The following is a 20,977-nucleotide window of genomic DNA, read 5'->3' as shown; positions in this document are numbered from 1 at the left end:
TGGCCAAGTGAGGGCAAAGTAATGGCTGATGACCATCCACACAGACATCACACCGACCCTGAACCTGGTCCGGCTGCCGCATGGGCGCGGCCTTGATCTGCCCGCGTACGAGACATCCGGTGCGGCCGGCATGGATCTGCGCGCCGCCGTCGATGCCGGGCAGCCGCTGGTGCTTGCCCCCGGCAAACGGGCTCTCGTGCCGACAGGCTTCATCTTCGAGATCCCGCAAGGGTTCGAAGCACAGATTCGTCCGCGTTCCGGGCTCGCATTCAAGAACGGCATCACCTGCCTCAACACACCAGGCACGATCGACAGCGACTATCGCGGCGAGGTGAAGGTCCTGCTGGTCAATCTTGGCGACGAAGACTTTGTCATCACCCGTGACATGCGCATTGCCCAGATGGTGATTGCTCCGGTCACGCAGGCGCGGGTTGCCGAAGTCACCGAGACATCCCAAACAGCGCGCGGTTCCGGCGGCTTCGGTTCGACGGGCGTCTGAAGACTGCCCGAATCGGGTGGCCTGACGCTTATCCGACGATCGGCGGCAGACGGCGCTTCAGCGGTGTCGACTTGACCATGGACGTATTGGTCTGGGCCTTTTCGATGATGCGGTCATGAACGCGGTCGAGATCGGCCATGCTGCGCACCGCGACCCGACAGATGAAGCAGTCGTCGCCCGTGACCTTGTCACATTCGATGATTTCCGGCGTCTCCAGAATGATCTTCTCGACGATATGCAGCATACCCGGCAGCGGACGGACGCGCACGATCGCCTGCAACGGATAGCCCAGCGCCTCCAGCGCAACCTCGGCCGCATAGCCCTGTAGAACCCCACGATCCTCGAGACGGCGCAACCGCTCCGAACATGCCGGCGATGAAAGGCCGGCCCTGGCGGCAAGTTCCTTCAACGACAGGCGCGCATCGGCGGCCAAAGCCTCGACAATGCTGCGGTCGACGTTATCGAGCACCTGAACAAGATGCATGTTCATCGCCATTTTTCCTCATATTATTTTGACCATCCGATCATACGCCTAATTTCCAGAAAGCAAATCGCCAAACAAGACGGATAGAATCCGCGCATCACCGGAGGCGACCATGAACCCCACCATCAAGCGCGGCATCATCGACATGACCATTGCCATGGTCACATCCGGCACAATCGGCTGGTTCGTCATGCAATCAGGCCAGACACCCTATAACGTCGTGTTCTTCCGCTGCCTGATCGGCGCTCCCGTGCTGGCCCTTCTCTGCCTCCGGTTCGGCACCTTTTCGGATCCCGCCTTCAATCTGAAGCGGTTTGCCATGGCGGTCGCGGGCGGCATTGCGCTGGTCCTGAACTGGCTCGCCTTGTTTTCTGCCTATCCGCTCGCTTCGATCTCGGTCACGACCATTGTCTACAATGTCCAGCCTTTCATGCTGGTTGGCCTTGGCATGATTTTCCTCGGAGAGCGCGTCAGCGGCGCCAAACTCGGCTGGATGGGACTGGCGTTTGCCGGCATGCTGGCCATGACGCTGGCAGGAGAGCCCGTCGGCGGCAGCACGCCGGATGGCTATCTGGCCGGCATCCTGCTCTCGCTTCTTGCCGCGTTCTGCTATGCAATCGCGGCCTTCGTCACCAAACACCTGAAGGGGACGTCGCCTTATCTGATCGCCCTTGTCCAGGTCGTCACGGGTATCGTCATGCTGTTGCCGCTCGCCGATTTCGACCGGCTACCGGCCTCACCGCAGAGCCTTGCCATGGTCGCGATCATCGGTGTCGTGCATACGGGCGCCATGTATGCCTTTCTCTACTCCGCGATCCAGAAGCTGCCGGTGGTCCTGACGGGGACCCTGTCCTTTCTCTATCCCGTCGTCGCGATCGCAGTGGACATGCTGGCCTATGGCCACGTGCTGACGCCCGGACAGGCCGCAGGTGGTGCGGCAATCCTGCTTGCCGCCGTCGCAACGACGCTGAACCTGTCACCCACGACATTCGTCCCGTTCAAAAGAAAGGCCTGAACTCCATGATAACCTGCACGCTGCGCTACGTGATCGATCCCTACAAGCTGGCCGAGTTCGAACACTATGCCGCGCTCTGGATCCCGCTGGTTAACCGGCTGGGAGGCACCCATCACGGCTATTTCCTGCCGCATGAAGGGGCGAACAACATCGCGCTCGCGCTGTTCAGCTTCCCGTCGCTCGCCGACTACGAGGTATACCGCCAGCAGATGGCGGCAGATGCCGAGTGCCAGACGGCATTTGCCTATGCGGAGGACGCGCGCTGCATCATAAGCTATGAACGCAGCTTCATGCGGCCGATGTTCTGAGCGTCAACGCTGCGCTTCAGTCGCCATCCTGATCGCAAGTCCGGCCAGCACCGTGCCCATCAGCCAGCGCTGGACGACCATCCAGAACGGCCGGCCAGCGAGGAAAAGCGCAATAGAGCCGGCCATCAACGCGATCATCGCATTGACCGAAACGCTGATGACGATCTGGGTCGCGCCCAAGGCGACCGACTGGAAAAAGACGCTGCCACGAGCCGGATCGAGAAATTGCGGCAGCAGGGACAAATACAGCACCGCGACCTTCGGATTGAGCAGGCTGGTGACGAGACCCATGGCAAACAGTTTGCGTGGTCCATCCTTCGGCAGGTCGCGCACCTGGAAGGGCGAGCGGCCACCTGGACGCACGGCCTGCCAGGCCATCCAGACCAGATAGGCGGCGCCTGCGAGTTTCAGCGCGTCATAGGCAAAGGGAATGGCCATCAGCAGGACGGTGATACCGAGCGCCGACATCAGCATGTAGAACAGGAAGCCGAGGGCCACGCCGCCGAGGGAGACAAGGCCGGCTGCCGGCCCCTGGCAGATCGAGCGCGAGACCAGATAGATCATGTTCGGGCCTGGGGTCAGCACCATGCCGAGGCAAATCAGTGCGAAGGCAAGAAGTGTCGGAAATGTAGGCATCAAGCGGCTCCGAAATGGTCTCTCATTGCCATAGGCTCAGTCGCCGACTGACGGCAACGGCGCATCGTGTCACCGTTGCAAGTCCGGCATTGCGGGTCTACAGCATTGCCTGCTCATCCTTGCGTTCAAATATCGAATGCGTTCGCATGGGACGCACCGAAATCCGGAGGACTGCCAATGACTCTGACGACAGTGCTTGCCTATTGCGGCGCACTTTTCATTGCTGCGGCCATTCCGGGGCCCGGCATGACGGCGATTGTCGCACGTGCGCTCGGCTCGGGCTTCCGCCCGACATTTTTCATGGGACTTGGCCTGATCCTCGGCGATCTCGTCTATCTGACCGCCGTGATCCTCGGCCTCGCCTTGGTCGCTAAGACCTTTGCCACGGCGTTTCTGGTGATCAAATTCGTCGGCGCAATGTATCTGATCTATATCGCGTGGAAGCTCTGGACTGCCGGGCTCTTGCCACAGTCGATCGAGGCGCAACGCTCGACACATGCCGGTCTTTCCTTCCTCTCCGGGCTTCTGGTGACGCTCGGCAACCCAAAAACCATGCTGTTCTACATTGCTCTTGTGCCGACGCTGCTGCCGCTCGAAGCAATCGACATGGCGGACTATGCGCTGCTGGTCGGGCTGACGTTCATCGTTCTGATGGCAGTTCTCATTCCGTACATCCTTCTGGCGTCACAGGCCCGCACGCTGCTGAAGCGACCATCGGCGCTGAAAGCGCTCAATCGCTCGGCGGCAGGCATCCTTGCCGGGACGGCGGCCTATATCGCCACACGCAGCGCCTGACACAGAGATGTCGCGAAGACCGCGAATGCGCATGCTTTTTGCTCTGGACGGACCGTGACTTAGACTGGAGGTTCTGGCGGTGCGCAACGTTTGGGCCTATCCTTCCTGTCAACAAAAACCTACCGCAGGGAGAGATAGATGACGAATGACAGGAAACCGGGCCGCGGCCGCGTCTACAACTCGATTACCGACACGATCGGCGACACACCGATCGTTCGCCTCGACAAGCTGGCCCGGGAAAAGGGCGTGAAGGCCAATCTTCTGGCCAAGCTCGAATTCTTCAACCCGATCGCCTCGGTCAAGGACCGCATCGGCGTCGCGATGATCGAAAGCCTGGAAGCGCAGGGCAAGATTGTCCCCGGCAAGACAACCCTGATCGAACCGACCTCCGGCAATACCGGCATTGCGCTGGCCTTTGCCGCCGCTGCCAAGGGCTACCGGCTGATCCTGACCATGCCCGAGACCATGTCGATCGAACGCCGCAAGATGCTGGCGCTGCTCGGCGCCGAACTCGTACTGACCGAAGGCCCGAAGGGCATGAAGGGCGCCATCGCCAAGGCGCAGGAACTGGCGGAAGCCACACCCGATTCGGTCATTCCGCAGCAGTTTGAAAATCCGGCCAATCCGGAGATCCACCGCAAGACCACAGCCGAGGAGATCTGGAACGACACCGATGGCGCCGTCGACATCCTCGTGTCCGGCATCGGTACCGGCGGCACGATTACCGGCGCCGGCCAAGTGCTGAAGGCAAAGAAGCCCGGCGTGAAGGTCGTCGCGGTCGAACCGGCCGACAGCCCGGTGCTGTCCGGCGGCGCGCCCGGCCCGCACAAGATCCAGGGCATCGGGGCCGGTTTTGCACCCGCCATCCTCGATACCACGATCTATGATGAAATCATCACCGTCAGCAATGAAGAAGCCTTCGAAACTGCCCGTCTTGTCGCCCGCCTGGAAGGCGTACCGGTCGGCATCTCGTCAGGCGCCGCATTGGCCGCTGCGATCAAGGTCGGCAGCCGCGATGAAAATGCCGGCAAGACGATCGTGGTGATCATTCCCTCCTTTGCCGAACGTTATCTCTCCACCGCGCTATTTGCCGGCCTCGGCGAGTGATGGCGATCTGATGTCCCGGCGCCTCCGGCAGGCGCCGGGACGAACCCCCGCGGACCGCAGCCGCCCGTCTACGCCGCCGCCGACGACGCCAGTCTCTCAGACGCGATGCGATAGGAAATCGCCTCGGCGAGATGAATGCGGCCGAGCATCGTTGCGCCATCGAGGTCGGCCAGTGTGCGCGCCACTTTCAAAACCCGGTGATAGCCGCGGGCCGAAAAGCGAAACTTGTCGGCGGCATCCCGCAGCAATTGCAGGCCAGCCGCATCCGGTTCGGCCAGCATTTCGATCAGGGCTGTCGAGCAACGGGCATTGGTGCAGGTCGGCAGGCCGAGATCACCGAAGCGCTGCCGCTGGCGATCCCTTGCCGCGGCCACGCGTTTTGCGACATCGGCGCTGTTTTCGGCCGGACGCGGGCGGATGAGATCGGCGGCAACCACGGCCGGCACATCGATGCGGATATCGATGCGATCCATCAGCGGACCGGAGATCCGCCCCTGATAATCACTCTGGCAGCGAGGACCTCGGGCGCAACTGTGTCCGGGTTCGCCCGCCATGCCACAGCGGCATGGGTTCATCGCCGCAACCAGCTGGAAATCCGACGGGTAGGTCACCCGGTGATTGGCGCGCGCGATGATGCATTCGCCGGTTTCAAGCGGCTGGCGCAGGGCATCGAGGACCGGCGGGGTAAACTCCGGCAACTCGTCCAGAAAGAGCACGCCATGATGGGCAAGCGAGGCTTCGCCCGGACGGGCACGCATCCCGCCGCCGACCAGTGCCGCCATGGTGGCGGAATGATGCGGTGTGCGGAACGGACGGCGATCCGACAGCTTGCCACCCGAAAGCTGGCCGGCAATCGAATGGATCATCGAGACCTCAAGCAGTTCTGCAGCCGACAGCGGTGGTAGGATTGAGGGAAGACGCGCCGCCAGCATCGACTTTCCCGACCCTGGCGGACCAACCATCAGAAGGTTGTGGCCTCCGGCAGCTGCCACTTCCAGCGCTCGCTTGGCGCTTTCCTGGCCCTTGATATCGGCGAGGTCCGGCAGATTGGCGGGCAGGCTGCGGATCGCAGGTTCCGGCCGGGTCAGGATCTGGTTGCCGCGAAAATGATTGGCAAGCGCGATCAAGCTGCGCGGCGCCAGGATATCGATTTCGCTGCCGGCCCAGGCGGCCTCTCCGCCGCTTTCGGACGGGCAGATCAATCCCTTTCCAAGTGCATTGGCGCTGATCGCCGCCGGCAAGGCGCCGGCAATCGGGGCAATCGTGCCGTCGAGGTTGAGTTCACCGATGACGAGATAACCCGAAAGAGCATCGCCCGGGATCGCCCCCAGCGCCGCCATCAGGCCGAGCGCAATGGGCAGGTCGAAATGCGAGCCCTCCTTGGGCAGATCGGCGGGCGCCAGATTGACCGTCACCTTCTTCGGCGGCAGCGCGAGGCCGGAGGCATGCAGTGCCGCCTGAACCCGCTCGCGGCTTTCGGCAACAGCCTTGTCTGGCAGGCCGACAATCTGCATGCCCATCTTTCCAGGCGCCACCATCACCTGAACATCGACGGGCACACCTTCTATGCCATGAAATGCAACCGTACTGACACGCGCCACCATTGCCCGCCCTCGCCGTTCCGATTTATCCCGGCCCGCACAACCACAACTTCATATTGCGTGTACCGACGGGAACAATCTCGCATAAGGGGTAGCAAAACACAAGAACATTTGCAGAACATTGGCGCGCATAGGTAGGCGCCCGGTTGCAGCCGGTTGAGTGACGAGAACGAATTGTGAACTACTGGCGCGATTCCAGAGGCTTAGGTGCGCTTCTTCTCGATCGCATCCCATAGCAACGCTGCGATATCGGCACCGCCGAAACGCTTGACCTCGCGAATGCCGGTCGGCGACGTGACGTTGATTTCGGTCATATAGTCACCGATCACATCGATGCCGACCAGAAGGAAGCCGCGTTCGCGCAGGGCTGGACCGATGCGTGCGCAGATTTCCCGTTCGCGGGCCGTCAGCTCCGTCGGCTCGGGCTTGCCGCCGGCATGCATGTTGGAACGGGCATCGTGTTCGGCCGGAACACGATTGATCGCGCCGACGGGTTCCCCATCGACGAGGATAATGCGCTTGTCGCCCTTGCGCACCGCCGGCAGGTAGCCCTGGGCGATGAAGGGCTCGCGGAACATCTGGCCGAACATTTCCATCAGCGAGGAGAAATTGCGGTCGTCGCGGGTCGAGTGGAAAACGCCGGCGCCGCCATTGCCATAGAGCGGCTTCAGGATGATATCGCCCATCTCGGCACGGAAGCGGGCAATCTCTTCCGGGTCGCGGGTGATCAGGGTTGGCGGCATCAGGTCGGCGAATTCGGTGACGAAGATCTTTTCCGGCGAATTGCGCACCCAGGCCGGGTCGTTGACGACCAGCGTCTTCGGATGGATGCGCTCGAGCAGGTGTGTCGCGGTGATATAGGCCATGTCGAAGGGCGGATCCTGGCGCAGCAGCACCACGTCCATGCTCGACAGATCGACGCGCTCGGGTGCGCCGAGGGTGTAGTGATCGCCCTTCACGTCGCGCAGTTCCATCGGCTCGACGGTGGCGAAGATCTTGCCGTCGCGCATGCTGAGGCGATCTGGCGTGTAGTGAAAGAGCTTGTAGCCGCGGGCCTGCGCCTCGAGGCTCATGGCAAAGGTCGAGTCGCCCGCGATCCCGATCCCGGAAACATGGTCCATCTGGACCGCGACATTGGTGATTTTTGCCATGACTGCATCCCCGTTGAAAAGCATGGCAGATTTAGGCTGCGCCGGGCACGATGGCAACGGCGCAACGCTTGAATTCTGCTCAACGTCGGATCAGCTCACAGAGCCCAGTATTTGCCGGAACGCAGCGCATTGCGCATCCGGTACAGGATTGCCAGCGGCTCGGGGAAAGGCTTGCGTAGGAAGGCGATCTTGCGCACATAGCTGTCGACGCGCCAGGTCGCCCAGGTGCCACCGCGGAAATAAGCGATGTCGCCGGCCTTCAGGATGCGGGTCGATCCGTCTGCGCCGGTGACATGCACCTCGCCTTCCTGGATCACCACCGTCTCGTCCCAGCTGAAAAACCAGCGAAATGCGCCGGCGGTGCAGTCCCAGACAGCGGTCGAGCTTGCCTCGTCGGCGCTGGTCGAATGCTGGCCGACACGCGCTACCGGAGCCCCATCGATAATCCAGTCCGGATTGATTGGCGACAGGTTCAGCTCGACCTGGTCGCCACTTGCGGCCACGACCGGCGGCGCCTCGTCCGACTGACGGCGCGGTGCGGCGAGCATGACGGCGGCCATTCCGGCGACCATGAGCTTTAAAGGCATTGTAATCCCCCAACAAATTCGAGGGGACCTTAGTGCAGGCGTCTCAAAGATTGGGTTCGCCGGATCGCTAAACTTTTAGCGATCCGGCGAATTTCAGGTCAGGCCAGGGCCGGTTCTGCGACAGAACGATCGGCATGCTGTTCGGTAACACCGGTACCAGCAGCCAGGCGCTTGCCGTTTTCAGCTGAGAAGAAATGCAGCTTGGACGGCGCTATCTTCAATGGCAGGCGGTCGGTCATCAGCGCATGCGAGGCGACGACTGCGGTCAGCGGCTGCCCACCCACCAGGCCATGCACAAGCCTTTGCGCGCCCAGTTCCTCCACATAGTCGACGACGAGCGTCAGCGTGGCGTCGCCGTCGCCTGCTTCGGTCAGATCTTCCGCGCGCATGCCGATCCGGACCGGCCCATCGGCGATCCCTTGTGGCTCGGTCGGCAACTCCACGTCACCGATGCGCAAACGTCCGCCTTCGATCACGCCGTCGACGAGGTTCATCGCGGGGGAGCCGATGAAGCTGGCGACAAAGGTCGAAGCCGGGCGATTGTAGACCTCCAGCGGCGTGCCGATCTGCTCGATCATACCGCCATTCAGCACGACGAGACGGTCGGCCAGGGTCATCGCTTCGAGCTGGTCATGCGTGACGTAGATCGCCGTGGTCTTCAGCCGGCGCTGCAGCTTGCGGATTTCGCCGCGCATCGAGACGCGCAGCTTGGCGTCAAGATTGGAAAGCGGCTCGTCGAAGAGGAAGACCGCCGGCTTGCGGACAATGGCCCGGCCCATGGCCACACGCTGGCGCTGGCCACCGGACAGTGCACGCGGCTTGCGGGTCAGATAGGGTTCGATCTCCAGCATGCGGGCGGCTTCCGCCACACGGTCGGCGATCTCCGTCTTCGGCGTGCCGCGGTTCTTCAGGCCATAGGCGAGATTGTCGTAGACGGTCATATGCGGATAAAGCGCATAGTTCTGGAAGACCATGGCGATGTCGCGGTCAGCCGGCTCGATCTGGTTGACGACGCGGTCACCGATCGAGACCGTTCCTTCCGAGATCTCCTCGAGGCCGGCGACCATGCGCAAAAGCGTGGACTTGCCGCAGCCAGACGGTCCGACGAGCACGATGAATTCACCGTCCTCGATCTGGATGTCGACGCCGTTCACGGCCTTGGCGCCGCCGTCGTAGATTTTCGAGACCTGGTTGATATCGATGGAAGCCATTGGGGCAATCCTCTCTTACTTGTCTGTTTCGGTGAGACCCTTGATGAACCAGCTCTGGAACACCACCACCACGAACACAGGCGGCAGCATGGCGAGCACGGCCATGGCAAAGGCTTCGTTGTAATCGGGGATCTGCGAGCCGACCCAGACCTGCAGGATCTGCTTGATGCCGCGCATCAGGGTGTAGAAGCCCTCGTCGGTGGTCATCAGCATCGGCCAGAGATATTGGTTCCAGCCATAGACGAACATGATGATGAAGACGGCGGCGATCATGGTGCGCGACAGCGGCACCAGAACGTCGATGAAGAATTTCACCGGTCCGGCGCCGTCGATGCGGGCGGCCTCCAGCAGTTCATCGGGCACAGACTTGAAGAACTGGCGGAAGAAGAACGTGCCGGTGGCCGACGCCAGAAGCGGCAGGATCAGGCCCTGATAGCTGTTGAGCAGGCCAAGATCGCTCATCACCTTGTAGGACGGCATGATGCGCACTTCGAGCGGCAGAAGCAGCGTGGTGAAAATCAGCCAGAAGGCAATGGTCGCAAACCGGAAGCGGAAATAGACGATGGCATAGGCTGCCAGCATCGACAGCACGATCTTGCCGATGGCAAAGCCGAGACCGAGGATCAGCGAGTTCATCGCCATGGTCAGGCCCGTCACCTGGCCGGTGAAACCGCCGCTCTTGAAGAGCACCTTGTCATAGGTCGTGGTGAAATCATCGCCGATGTTCAGCATCAGGCCGTTGGTATGGATCTCGGCGGCCGAATGGGTCGAGGTGGTGAAGGCAACGACCAGCGGCCCGAGCATGAAGATCACGCCGCAGATAAGAATGAGATGATCGAAGAACCTAGTGCGATACATGATGTGATCCTCAACCGTAGTGAACGCGACGTTCGATGAAGCGGAACTGGATCAGCGTCAGCACAAGGACTATGACCATCAGGATGACCGACTGGGCCGAGGAAGAGCCGAGGTCGTTGCCGCGGAAGCCATCGAGATAGACCTTGTAGACCAGGGTGATCGGATTGTTGGCCGGCTTGTCCTTCACGATGACATCGATGATACCGAAGGTGTCGAACAGCGAATAGGTCATGTTGATGACCAGCAGGAAGAAGGCCGTCGGCGTCAGCAGCGGCAGGATGACCGTCCAGAAGCGGCGCGTGCCCGACTTGCAGTCGATGGCAGCCGCCTCGCGGATCGAGGCCGGGATGCCCTGCAGGCCGGAGAGGAAAAAGATGAAATTGTAGGGGATCTGGTTCCAGACGGCGACCATGATCATGGCAAACGCGGTGTCGTAATAATTGATGCCGACCTTCATGTCCCAGCCGAATAAGGCAACCAAATGCACGAACGGGCCAATGTGCTGGTCGAACATCATCATGCCGATCAGGCCGGCAACCGGCGGGGCGATCGCATAGACTGCAATCAGAAGCGTCTTGTAGGACGACTGGCCGCGGATGACGGCATCGGCCTTCAGCGCCAGAAGCATGCCGAAGGACAGGGCGAGAAACGTGACGATCAGGCTGTAGGCAACAGTAAAGCGGGCGATCTTCTGGTACTCGGGCGAGCCCAGCGCATCGGTATAGTTCGACAGGCCGACAAAGCTCGATCCGAAGCCGAAGGGATCCTCGATATAAAAGGACGAGGTGATTGCCTGGGCGGACGGCCAGTAGAAGAAGATGGTAATGATCACGAACTGCGGCAGCAGCAGCAGATACGGAAGATAGCGGGAGTTAAACTGGACGCGCTTCATCGGAGCCCTTTCAACGCAAGTCCCGGGGGCTCATCACCCCCGGGCTCATTCATGCGACAGTGATGATCAGCCGGCGGTCTTGGCGAAGCGGGCGAGCAATTCGTCGGCTTCCTTCTTGATGGTCTCCATCGCGTCCTTCGGCGTGGTTTCGCCAGCGAAGATGCGGTTGTATTCGCGCTCCATCACCGAGCGGATCTGCGGGTAGAAGCCGAGGCGGTAGCCCTTGTCCCACTCGGCGCCCGGCAGCGACAGCTGCTGGATACCAACTTCGGCAGCCGGCTTTTCCTTGTAGTAACCTTCAGACTTGGCCAGCTCGTAGGCTGCCTTGGTGATGGCAACGTAGCCGGTCGCCTGGTGATAGAACTTCTGGACATCGGTCGACGTCAGGAAGTTGAAGAACGAAGCCGTGCACTTGTTCTCGGCATCGGACTTGCCGGCCATTGCGAACAGGGCAGCACCACCGATGAAGGAGTGAACGCCGGCACCCTTGATCGAACCCCAGTATGGCAGGAAAGTTGCCGAGAACGGCATGGTTGCGGTCTTCTGGAGGCCGCCGAAGGAGCCGGACGAACCGATCCAGAGAGCGGCCTTGCCTTCTTCAAAGACCTTCTGGTTGTCGTTCCAGGCAGCACCGTAATAGCCGAACAGGCCCTGATCGTACCAGGCCTTCAGCTTCTCATACATCATGACGTGGTTTTCATCGGTGACGTTGATCGTCGTGTCGACGACGCTGTCATAACCGTTGTTGTTCGAGGCGAACTGAATGTTGTTGCGCGAGAAGAAGTTCTCGGTGAACTGCCAGGTCAGCTGCGACTGAACGAGCGGCAGGTAGCCGGCTTCCTTCAGCTTCGGCGCGATGGCTTCGAATTCTTCCCAGGTCTTCGGGGCTTCGACACCGGCCTTCTTCAGGGCTTCGTCATTGATATACATGATCGGCGCCGAGGAGTTGAACGGCATGCCGACGAACTTGCCGTCCGAGTCGGCGTAGAAGTAGCGGACGCCCTCGATAAAGGCTTCGCGGTCGAAGGCAAAGCCGTTATCCTTCAGGAGGTCTTCAGCCGGAATGGTCGCACCCTTGGCGTTGATGATGGTCGCAGCACCGGCATCAAAGACCTGCAGGATGTTCGGCTGTTCGCCCGAACGGAAAGCGGCGATGCCGGATGCCAGGGCTTCTTCGTAGCTACCCTTCGAAACCGGAGTGATGGCGCATTCGGCCTGGGCCGCGTTGAATTTCTGGGCGAGTTCGTTGATGACTTCGCCGTTGCGGCCACCCATACCGTGCCACCAGGTGATGTCGGTTGCGGCAAGCGTCGTCGACGCGGACATGGATACGGCCAGTGCGGCCAGGCAAATCTTCTTGATCATGGGTCAGATCCTCTCCACCGGTTGATTGGGGTGAGGCCTGCATTAGGCGCGCTCCGTGACACGCCCTTGAAGCTTTCGTGACAGAGCTGTCACAATCGACGGGTTTCGCTCTTCTCATGTCGAAAGCAAAACGAAGCTAAAACGAATCCGGGAAATGGCGCGGCCAGTGCCATGGCCGAACCACGACGATATCATATCGATATGACAGGCGTGCCGCGTCGGGCTGGCGCCGCAGCCATTGATCACCGGCAGCGCGAATGCGCTTCTGGCTGGCAAATCCGACCGCATCGACACCGGCCATCAGGTCGCGGCGTGCCTTCACTTCGACAAAGGCGACGAGGTCGCCCCGCCTTGCGACGATATCGATTTCACCGACCTTGGTGCGGTAACGGAACGCCATCAGCCGGTAGCCGCGGGTCAGCAGAAAAAGGGCGGCGAGATATTCGGAGAAACGGCCATGCCGTTCGGCGCGGATCCGGCTGGCGTCTCCGCGACCGGATTTCACGCAGCTCCCCGAAGCTCGAGCAGGCGCTGGTACAGTTCCTTGCGTGGCAGGCCGGTCAGCTTTGCGGCCTCGGTTGCTGCCTTGGCGGTCGGCATGGTGCTCGAAAGCTCCGCCAGCAGGCTGTCCACGTCGGCGGCATCGGGCGCCGCATCGGGTGCCGGCGGACCAATCACCAGAACGATCTCGCCCTTGACCGTACGGTCGGCAAATTGCTTTGCAAGTTCACCAAGCGGGGCGCGGCGGAATTCCTCGAAAGTCTTGGTCAGCTCGCGGCAGACGGAGGCCGGTCGCGCCTCACCCAGTTCTTCAGCTGCCGCCACCAGGGTGTCTGCGATGCGATGGGGAGATTCGAAGAAGATCAGCGTTGCCGGGATCTTGGCCAGCGCGTTCAGCCGGTCGCGACGTGCCTTGTCCTTGGTCGGCAGGAAACCGGCAAAAAGGAAGGCATCATTGGGAAGACCAGATCCGACCAATGCAGCCAGCGGTGCGGATGCGCCGGGGATCGGCACGACCCGGTGACCGGCCTCAATGGCCAACTGACCTAGGCGATAACCGGGATCGGAGACCAGCGGCGTGCCGGCATCTGAAACCAGCGCCACGGATTTTCCGGCTTCAAGTGCCGCCAGAAGACGCGCCCCTGCCTCGTCGGCATTATACTCATGATAGGCATAGGGCCGATTTTCGATGCCGTAGCGATCAAGCAGAACACGTGTGACCCGCGTATCCTCGCAGGCGAGCACATCTGCACCGGCGAGCGTTTCCAGTGCCCTCAGGGTAATGTCACTCAGGTTTCCGATCGGCGTTGCGACTAGGTAAAGTGCGGGCTCAAGCGGCCGCGCATTCACCAGCGTATCATTGACGCGGTAACGCTTTGCGGCTGCAATCGGGGCGGTGGAATTGTCATGGCTTGTCATTGCGCCTTTATCCTCCAGCCACGCTTTGCGAGCAAGGGCGGTGGCGGGCGCGGCGGCAATAAACCATTCCAGCATTTCGTTTGCCCTTGCCCAAGTGGAAAACTGCCAAGCCTCTTGCTTTTGTGGTTCTTTTCCTGCCATTTTGCCCGTCCACATCGCCCGGCCCGGGGTCAGGCCGGCCTCAATTCGATCCGGGCAACCGGATGACGACATGTCGAAAGCGGTAGCGTCCATGCGTATTACACTTGAACGGTCCAATCTCCTGAAATCGCTGAACCATGTGCATCGCGTGGTCGAGCGTCGCAATACGATCCCGATCCTGTCGAACGTGCTCTTGAAGGCCGAGGGTGCTGCCCTCGACATGAAAGCGACCGACCTTGATCTGGAGATCACCGAAGGCACACCGGCGATGGTCGAGCAGGCTGGAGCGACCACGGTGCCGGCCCACCTGCTCTACGACATCGTCCGCAAGCTGCCGGATGGTTCCGAGGTCCTTTTGGCGACCAATCCGGATGGCTCGACCATGACGGTTGCCTCCGGTCGCTCGAAATTCTCGCTGCAGTGCCTGCCGCAATCGGATTTCCCGGATCTGACCGCCGGCAGCTTCAGCCATTCCTTCAAGATCAAGGCATCGGACTTCAAGATGCTGATCGACCGGACCCAGTTTGCGATCTCGACCGAAGAGACGCGCTATTACCTGAACGGCATATTCCTGCACACGATCGAAGCGGGCGGTGCCTTGAAGCTGCGCGCGGTTGCGACCGACGGCCACCGCCTGGCGCGTGCCGATGTCGATGCGCCATCCGGTTCCGAAGGCATGCCCGGCATCATCATTCCGCGCAAGACTGTCGGCGAACTGCAGAAGCTGATGGACAATCCCGACCTGATCATCGCGATCGAGATTTCGGATTCGAAAATTCGCCTGACGATCGGCTCCATCGTTCTGACCTCCAAGCTGATCGATGGCACCTTCCCCGACTACCAGCGCGTCATCCCGACGGCAAACGACAAGGAAATGCGCATCGATTGCCAGAGCTTTGCCCAGGCCGTCGACCGTGTCTCGACGATTTCGTCGGAGCGCGGCCGTGCCGTGAAGCTTGCATTGTCGGATGGCCAGCTTCTGTTGACCGTCAACAACCCGGATTCCGGCAGCGCGACCGAAGAAGTGGCCGTCGGCTATGACAATGATGCGATGGAGATCGGCTTCAATGCCAAGTATCTTCTCGATATCACTGCGCAATTGTCGGGCGATGACGCCATCTTCCTGCTGGCGGATGCCGGCTCTCCGACGCTGATCCGCGACACGGCCGGCGTCGATGCGCTGTATGTGCTCATGCCGATGCGCGTTTAGCCTAACCTCGGGAAAATTGCCCGAGGGCGGCATCTGGCCTTGTATTTGCGACAGTTTGCTCCGAAATTGCTTCTCAGCGATTTGCATGACGTAAATTGAAAACAGGGATACGGCGATGGCTTTGCGTTTGAAGCAGCGGTTCGAGAAGAAATTCAACGAAGAGATTCGTTTCTTCAAAGGCATGATGCAGGGTCCAAAGCAGGTTGGCGCCATCGTGCCAACCTCATCCATCACCGCCCGGAAGATGGCCAGCGTCGTCAATCCGCATTCCGGCCTGCCAGTTCTGGAGCTTGGCCCCGGGACCGGAGTAATCACCAAAGCGATCCTTGCACGCGGTGTCCCGCCAGAAAAACTTGTTTCCGTCGAATATTCCGAAGATTTCTTCCATCATCTGGTTCAGGGCTATCCGGGGGTGCATTTCGTCCAGGGCGACGCCTTTGACCTGAAAACAACGCTCGGCGAACTCGCCGACCAGACATTCGACAGCGTCGTTTCTGCCGTGCCGCTGTTGAATTTCCCGATGGAAACACGCATTCGTCTGCTGGAAGACCTGCTCGATCGTGTCCCGGCGGGGCGGCCGGTCGTGCAGATCTCCTACGGCCCGATGTCTCCCATCGTTGCCAAGCCGCACAGCTATCACATCCAGCATTTCGATTTCATCGTGCGCAATATCCCGCCCGCACAGCTCTGGATCTACCGCCGGGGCTGAGCCCCATGTTCGGCCTTTACATCACCCATCCGCAGGTGAAGATCGATCCTCTAGTCCCCGTTCCACAATGGGGACTAGAGGATCTCGGTCGCCAGAGAGCCGAGCAAACAGCGCAACGCCCTTGGGTTCGCGCATTGAAGCGCATCGTTTCCAGCAATGAATTGAAGGCGGTCGAGACGGCCGAGATTCTGGCCGCCGCGGCGGGCATCAGCGTCGAACGCGTCGAGGCCATGCACGAAAACGACCGATCGGCGACGGGCTTTCTGGAACCGACCGCGTTTGAAGCGGCGGCCGACTGGTTCTTTGCCCATCCCGAGGAGAGCTTTCGCGGCTGGGAGCGTGCGATCGCTGCACAGCGGCGGATCGTCGACGCGGTCTCCGTGATCCTTTCCAATCACGACCCGCGCCTGCCAATTGCATTTGTCGGCCATGGCGGCGTCGGAACTCTGCTGAAATGTCATCTGTCAGGCGTGCCGATTGCCCGAACCTTCGACCAACCGGGCGGCGGCGGCAATCTCTTTGCCTTCACGCTTGATGATCGACGCCTCACCAGCAACTGGACCACCATGGAACACTGGCAGCCGTAGTCTGCTGGTGATCGCTCACTGCAACTTATTCGCAGAGATCGCGGAGTGCATGTCCGCGCCGGATCTCGACGGTGCGGGCATTGGGGAGATTGATGTAGCCTTCCTGGCGCAGCTTGGCGAAGGCTCTCGAAACGGTCTCGATCGTCATTCCCAGGTAGTCGGCGATGTCGATGCGCGACATTGGAAGCTCCGTATGTTCCAGATCGCCCTGACGGCTGGAGATGTCGAGAAGGAAGCTGATGATGCGCTCAAGCGCCGTCTGGCGGCCGACGACGAGGAGATGTTCCTGAGCGCGAACCATTTCATTGAGCGCCAGCGAAAGCAATTCGTGCGAGGTTTCTGCGCTGTCATGCTGACTGTAGGCGCGAAGTCCGCTCTCGGTAATCGATTCCGCGAAGAAACCGTGGGTCAGGCCTGGCTCGAAACCGAAGGTCTCGCCGGCGAGATGAAATGCGATGATCTGGCGCCGGCCGTCGGTCAGCAGGCGGTAGATGCGCACAGCGCCGTAAGCGACCTTGTAGAAGGTGCCGGCCTTGTCTCCCGGGCCATAGATCTCTTCGTCGGCGGTAAAGTTGATGACCAGTTGCGGCTTGGCAAAACCGGTCACGGCAGCGGGGAACCGGGAACCGAATTTCGGTGTCGAAGCAGCATGGGGTGCGGCGTTGAAACTGGCGTGCATGTCCGTTCTCCTCGGTTCGGTGAACGGACAATGCAACAGCGGCGACAGCCGGGAAATTCGGTTATGACACTACGGGTTTGTACCTAGGCATGAGCGGGGATCGACAGCGTGCGCACCACAGCGAGGATATCCGACCCCTGCGATGGCTTGTAGATCACCCGGGCGCCAGCAACGTCGACGTGGGAGCCAAGCCCATCCGCCAGCAGAATGATCGGCGCGGCAAGTCCGATCATCTCGATCGAGGTTACCGGCAGCGCCTGCTCATCGATGATGAAGCAGAGAAAGCGTTGATTGTCCTGCGCCGCGCGGTGCCAATCCTCGGCAGAAAATGTCTCCGACGCAAAACCTTCCGCGGCCAAGGCAAAAGCCAGCGATTGCCTCAGGGCATGGTCGGCAGCCAGGATGGCAATGGGTTTGGCGGCAGGCACGGTCGTCTCTCACGTCTCGACGGTCAATCCGCCATACTGCATGGCTAGACCACTTGCCGCCATTGTGCCTTGCGCCAGATCAAAGGTTTCGCAATCACCTTCCCGATCACTGCGGGCCGAAACCTGCAGACATCGCCATTCGCACCAGTTGCGGCAGACTTTTTGCCTTCATCTTGGTCATGACATTCGCCCGATGCACCTCCACCGTGCGCGGACTGATATCGAGATCATAGGCAATGCTCTTGTTGGGCAGGCCCGCGACCACGGCCGACAGCACCTGCCTTTCGCGCTCGCTCAGGGTGGCGACCCGGTCGCGGATCTCGTCGATCGTCTCGCCATCTTCCGCACTGCCGGCAAGCTGGATCGCCGCACGCCTGATCGCGTCGATGATGACGGTATCCTCGAACGGCTTTTCGATAAAATCCGAGGCACCGGCTTTCATCGCCTCGACGGCCATGGGGATGTCACCATGGCCTGTGATAACGATGGAGGGGACCTTCAGTTTCATCGCTGCAAGCCGGCGCACGAGATCGATGCCGCTCATTTCCGGCATTCTGAGATCGGTGATCAGAACCGCGTTGCGGGCATTAGGTGCAAACTCCGCAAAGGCTGCCGCCGTCTCATGAATGCGGACAGCGAAACCGTTCATGGTCAGCAGGAAAGCCAGCGACTTGCGCACAGGTTCTTCGTCGTCGACGATATGAACGGTGAAATCAGCGATCTGCATTGGCAATGCCCTCATTGAACGACGGGAGCGTGAAGCGGAAGCTTGCGCCCCCCGAAGCGTTTTTCGACACGGTCATCTCCCCCCCGTGCGCTTCGACGATACGTTTCGAAATCGACAGGCCAATGCCCATACCGCCGGACTTGGTGGTGACGAAGGGCTTGAACAGGTCCTGGGCGATCTCATCGGAAATTCCAGGCCCAGTGTCCTGTACTTCCACGGCGATTTCCCCTTCGCCTTCCAGGCGGGTTCGAACGGTCAATTCGCGGTAGGGGGAATCCTTCATCGCCTCGATCGCATTGCGCATCAGGTTGATCAGGATCTGCTGGATCTGGATGCGGTCGATCATCGCCATTTCGGCGCCGGGAGCAAAGTCGAAGACGGTTCGGACACCCTTCTCCTTCGAACCGGCCAGCGCCAGCGCACCGGATTCCTCGATGACCTGGCGGATGTTCTCCGGCGTCTTGTCCGTTTCGCCCTTGGTGACGAATTCACGCAGGTGCTTGATGATCTGTCCTGCCCGAAGCGACTGCTCGGCCGCCACCTCAAGAGCATCCCGGACCATCACCGTTTTCGGATCGTCGGCATCCTGCAGCAGTCGGACACAGCCGTGAACATAGTTGGCTATTGCCGACAGCGGCTGGTTGAGTTCGTGCGCGAGGGTCGATGCCATTTCGCCCATCTCGTTCATGCGGGCAAGGCGCGCCAGTTCACCCTGCGTTTCATGCAACCGCGCGGCCGTTTCTTCACGTTCCGTCAGGTCGCGGATGAAGCCGGTGAAAAAGGTCTGTCCGCCGGAATGCATTTCGCCGACGGCCAGCTTCATCGGGAAGGTCGAACCGTCCTTGCGCCGCCCGACAACCACACGGTCGACGCCGATGATCCGCTTTTCGCCGGTATGAAGATAGCGTTCGATATAGCCGTCATGTTCCCGCCGATAGGGCTCGGGCATCAGGATCCTCAGGTTCTGACCGACAACCTCGTCTTCCGAATAGCCAAATTGCCGGACGGCGGCGGCATTGAATGAGACGATCGTGCCATCGCGCGTGCTGACGACCGTCGCATCGAGGACCGTATCGAGGATCGAACGAAGATGCGCCTCGCGCGAGGCAAGCGTCGCTTCGGCCGTACGGATCACCCGGCGCACGGATTGCAGCATTTCGCCAACGACGCCGATGGCGATGCCGACAAAGGCGAAGATCGACAGCGGCACGAGGGCGGACATGCCCGCATGGCCGATGATCGAGGCCGCCGCCAGGGAAGACAGCACCAAGGCAAGCAGGGTCGGCTTGAGCCCACCCACGGCGGCGACCAGCAGGATCGGCGGAATGAAGATTATGAACGGCGCATTGTCGGAAAGCAGCCCCTCCAGCGCCAACCTTATGGCAAAGGCCAAGGCGACCGACAGTACAGCCAGGATATAAGGATAGGCCGTCGGCAGTCGGCGCTTGACCAGGGCATTGACGGTCCGCATCGAAACCATATCTGCAAACATGAACTGCATATCCAACTATGGAAATTGTTCGACATCTCTAGCACAGCGGACATGCACGTCGATGGCATCGCGAGCCCACGGCGCTTTGCTCTTGTGGATTGTCAATTCACTCTAGCAGGTGACGACCGATTTCCAAACCTGAAGTAGAAATCATACACCTGTGCCACCTCTCCCGCACAAAGCTCGGAAAGGGGATGTCATGCTGAGCGCGCTTTGAGATAGGTGCTGGGCGAACTGCCCAGCATGCGCCGAAACATGGTGGTAAACGCTGCGATATTCTCATATCCGGCATCAAGCGCCACATTCGTTACCGGTTCTCCTGCCGCCAGTTTCGGCAGGGAAGCGAACAGGCAGGCCTGCTGTCGCCACGTAACGAAGCTGACGCCCGTTTCGGATCTGAACAGGCGGGTGAAGGAGCGCCGGCTCATGCCCAGGTCGCGCGCCCAGTCATCGATGCCGGCATTGGCGGCGGGTGTCTTGAGAAAACGGCGGCAGAGGCTTGCCAGCCGCTCGTCCTCCGGAAATGGCAGACCCAACGGCCTCTCCGGCAGCAGGCTGATTTCATCCAGAAGCAGTTCCATGATCAGGCGCTGCCGGCGAACCGACAAAGGCCTTACATCGACCAGCACCAGTTCCTCCATCAGGCTTTTGCCGAGACCGGTGATCTCGACCACCTTCGGCCCGCTCGCGCCGGCAACGGACGGATCGACATAGATCGAATGCATTTCGACTTCGCTGATCATCTCGGTGGAATGCTCAAGTCCCGCAGGGATGATCAGGCCATGCCCCGGCGGGATCATCCACCGCCCATCGGTGGTGCTGACCAGCACCACGCCACGGCGCGCGCACCAGAGCTGGGTCTTGTTGTGCGAATGCAACGGAACACGGAAGCCGGAAGGATAGAGCCTGCCGAGCGCAACAACAGGTTCCGCGGCATCATTGATCCAGCTCAGGCTCTGCGCATGTTCGCTGTCCAACAGATTTTTGACACCGGTAAGATCGACAATACGCATTTGGCCCACTCTCGCAAGAACACGACCAGAGCACAAAAGCAGGCCAGCCGCAATCTCTGTAAC

At 60.7% G+C, this 20,977-nt stretch carries 24 protein-coding genes; 8 read left to right on the top strand and 16 right to left on the bottom strand.

Going from position 1 to position 20,977, the window contains the following annotated elements; all coding sequences use genetic code 11:
- Positions 1-28: 28 nt before the first annotated feature.
- Positions 29-499 (top strand): dUTP diphosphatase, encoded by a 471-nt coding sequence (dut, locus tag PDO_RS13290; protein WP_007602397.1) that lies wholly within the window; start codon positions 29-31, stop codon positions 497-499.
- A 28-nt stretch (positions 500-527) separates the two neighbouring features.
- Here dut and PDO_RS13285 read toward each other — a convergent pair whose 3' ends face one another.
- Positions 528-989, bottom strand: a complete 462-nt coding sequence (locus PDO_RS13285; protein ID WP_007602396.1) for an Lrp/AsnC family transcriptional regulator — start codon at positions 987-989, stop codon at positions 528-530.
- A 106-nt stretch (positions 990-1,095) separates the two neighbouring features.
- On the opposite strand from PDO_RS13285, the gene PDO_RS13280 reads away from it, so the two are divergent.
- Both PDO_RS13280 and PDO_RS13275 read left to right on the top strand, forming a co-directional pair.
- Positions 1,096-1,998: a DMT family transporter gene (locus tag PDO_RS13280; protein ID WP_007602395.1), complete on the top strand. Its 903-nt coding sequence runs from the start codon at positions 1,096-1,098 to the stop codon at positions 1,996-1,998.
- A gap of 5 nt (positions 1,999-2,003) precedes the next feature.
- On the top strand, positions 2,004-2,306 hold the full coding sequence (locus tag PDO_RS13275) for an NIPSNAP family protein (RefSeq protein WP_007602394.1): 303 nt from the start codon (positions 2,004-2,006) through the stop codon (positions 2,304-2,306).
- Positions 2,307-2,309: 3 nt separating this feature from the next.
- Here PDO_RS13275 and PDO_RS13270 read toward each other — a convergent pair whose 3' ends face one another.
- Positions 2,310-2,942 (bottom strand): LysE family translocator, encoded by a 633-nt coding sequence (locus PDO_RS13270; RefSeq protein ID WP_007602392.1) that lies wholly within the window; start codon positions 2,940-2,942, stop codon positions 2,310-2,312.
- Between the two features lie 177 nt (positions 2,943-3,119).
- Here PDO_RS13270 and PDO_RS13265 point away from each other — a divergent pair, with 177 nt between their 5' ends.
- Entirely contained in the window at positions 3,120-3,737 is a 618-nt protein-coding gene (locus PDO_RS13265) for a LysE family translocator (protein ID WP_007602389.1), read from the top strand.
- A gap of 138 nt (positions 3,738-3,875) precedes the next feature.
- Positions 3,876-4,844 carry a cysteine synthase A gene (cysK, locus tag PDO_RS13260; RefSeq protein ID WP_007602388.1) on the top strand — a complete coding sequence of 323 codons (969 nt, stop codon included), beginning with the start codon at positions 3,876-3,878 and terminating at the stop codon, positions 4,842-4,844.
- A 68-nt stretch (positions 4,845-4,912) separates the two neighbouring features.
- Here cysK and PDO_RS13255 read toward each other — a convergent pair whose 3' ends face one another.
- The 9 genes from PDO_RS13255 to rsmI form a co-directional block, all read right to left on the bottom strand.
- Positions 4,913-6,448 carry a YifB family Mg chelatase-like AAA ATPase gene (locus PDO_RS13255; protein WP_007602386.1) on the bottom strand — a complete coding sequence of 512 codons (1,536 nt, stop codon included), beginning with the start codon at positions 6,446-6,448 and terminating at the stop codon, positions 4,913-4,915.
- Between the two features lie 200 nt (positions 6,449-6,648).
- Positions 6,649-7,596, bottom strand: coding sequence for a glutathione synthase (gshB, locus tag PDO_RS13250; RefSeq protein WP_007602384.1), 948 nt, complete (start codon positions 7,594-7,596; stop codon positions 6,649-6,651).
- Positions 7,597-7,691: 95 nt separating this feature from the next.
- Positions 7,692-8,183 (bottom strand): cupin domain-containing protein, encoded by a 492-nt coding sequence (locus PDO_RS13245; protein WP_007602381.1) that lies wholly within the window; start codon positions 8,181-8,183, stop codon positions 7,692-7,694.
- A 98-nt stretch (positions 8,184-8,281) separates the two neighbouring features.
- A complete protein-coding gene (locus PDO_RS13240; protein ID WP_007602378.1) occupies positions 8,282-9,394 on the bottom strand; it encodes a sn-glycerol-3-phosphate import ATP-binding protein UgpC in 1,113 nt (370 codons plus the stop codon).
- A gap of 15 nt (positions 9,395-9,409) precedes the next feature.
- The gene (locus PDO_RS13235; RefSeq protein WP_007602377.1) at positions 9,410-10,252 is read right to left on the bottom strand and encodes an ABC transporter permease subunit; all 843 of its coding nucleotides are present in this window, start codon (positions 10,250-10,252) and stop codon (positions 9,410-9,412) included.
- Between the two features lie 10 nt (positions 10,253-10,262).
- A complete protein-coding gene (locus PDO_RS13230; RefSeq protein ID WP_007602374.1) occupies positions 10,263-11,144 on the bottom strand; it encodes an ABC transporter permease subunit in 882 nt (293 codons plus the stop codon).
- A gap of 66 nt (positions 11,145-11,210) precedes the next feature.
- Positions 11,211-12,509: an extracellular solute-binding protein gene (locus PDO_RS13225; RefSeq protein ID WP_007602373.1), complete on the bottom strand. Its 1,299-nt coding sequence runs from the start codon at positions 12,507-12,509 to the stop codon at positions 11,211-11,213.
- A 136-nt stretch (positions 12,510-12,645) separates the two neighbouring features.
- The gene (locus PDO_RS13220) at positions 12,646-13,014 is read right to left on the bottom strand and encodes a YraN family protein (protein ID WP_007602372.1); all 369 of its coding nucleotides are present in this window, start codon (positions 13,012-13,014) and stop codon (positions 12,646-12,648) included.
- Positions 13,011-13,928, bottom strand: a complete 918-nt coding sequence (gene rsmI / locus PDO_RS13215) for a 16S rRNA (cytidine(1402)-2'-O)-methyltransferase (protein WP_037073979.1) — start codon at positions 13,926-13,928, stop codon at positions 13,011-13,013. The genes PDO_RS13220 and rsmI overlap by 4 nt, the downstream gene beginning before the upstream one ends.
- Before the next feature lie 232 nt (positions 13,929-14,160).
- Between rsmI and dnaN the strand changes: the two genes are divergently transcribed.
- From dnaN to PDO_RS13200, 3 genes are all read left to right on the top strand, one after another.
- Positions 14,161-15,279, top strand: a complete 1,119-nt coding sequence (gene dnaN, locus PDO_RS13210; RefSeq protein ID WP_037073975.1) for a DNA polymerase III subunit beta — start codon at positions 14,161-14,163, stop codon at positions 15,277-15,279.
- 115 nt (positions 15,280-15,394) lie between these two features.
- Positions 15,395-15,988, top strand: a complete 594-nt coding sequence (pmtA, locus tag PDO_RS13205; protein ID WP_007602369.1) for a phospholipid N-methyltransferase PmtA — start codon at positions 15,395-15,397, stop codon at positions 15,986-15,988.
- A 5-nt stretch (positions 15,989-15,993) separates the two neighbouring features.
- On the top strand, positions 15,994-16,575 hold the full coding sequence (locus tag PDO_RS13200; RefSeq protein WP_007602368.1) for a histidine phosphatase family protein: 582 nt from the start codon (positions 15,994-15,996) through the stop codon (positions 16,573-16,575).
- 25 nt (positions 16,576-16,600) lie between these two features.
- On the opposite strand, the gene PDO_RS13195 is transcribed toward PDO_RS13200, so the two are convergent.
- From PDO_RS13195 to PDO_RS13175, 5 genes are all read right to left on the bottom strand, one after another.
- Positions 16,601-17,254: a helix-turn-helix domain-containing protein gene (locus tag PDO_RS13195; RefSeq protein ID WP_007602367.1), complete on the bottom strand. Its 654-nt coding sequence runs from the start codon at positions 17,252-17,254 to the stop codon at positions 16,601-16,603.
- Between the two features lie 83 nt (positions 17,255-17,337).
- The gene (locus PDO_RS13190; RefSeq protein ID WP_007602366.1) at positions 17,338-17,682 is read right to left on the bottom strand and encodes a hypothetical protein; all 345 of its coding nucleotides are present in this window, start codon (positions 17,680-17,682) and stop codon (positions 17,338-17,340) included.
- 106 nt (positions 17,683-17,788) lie between these two features.
- Entirely contained in the window at positions 17,789-18,403 is a 615-nt protein-coding gene (fixJ, locus tag PDO_RS13185) for a response regulator FixJ (RefSeq protein ID WP_037073968.1), read from the bottom strand.
- Positions 18,396-19,889 carry a PAS domain-containing sensor histidine kinase gene (locus PDO_RS13180; protein ID WP_244426445.1) on the bottom strand — a complete coding sequence of 498 codons (1,494 nt, stop codon included), beginning with the start codon at positions 19,887-19,889 and terminating at the stop codon, positions 18,396-18,398. Before PDO_RS13180 ends, fixJ begins: the two co-directional genes overlap by 8 nt.
- Positions 19,890-20,098: 209 nt before the next feature.
- On the bottom strand, positions 20,099-20,914 hold the full coding sequence (locus tag PDO_RS13175; RefSeq protein WP_007602362.1) for an AraC family transcriptional regulator: 816 nt from the start codon (positions 20,912-20,914) through the stop codon (positions 20,099-20,101).
- Positions 20,915-20,977 lie beyond the last annotated feature (63 nt).

It is taken from the genome of Rhizobium sp. PDO1-076, assembly GCF_000247475.1.
Taxonomy (GTDB): domain Bacteria; phylum Pseudomonadota; class Alphaproteobacteria; order Rhizobiales; family Rhizobiaceae; genus Allorhizobium.
Note: the sequence above shows the minus strand (reverse complement) of the source record. Positions and strands in the feature narration are given on the sequence as shown.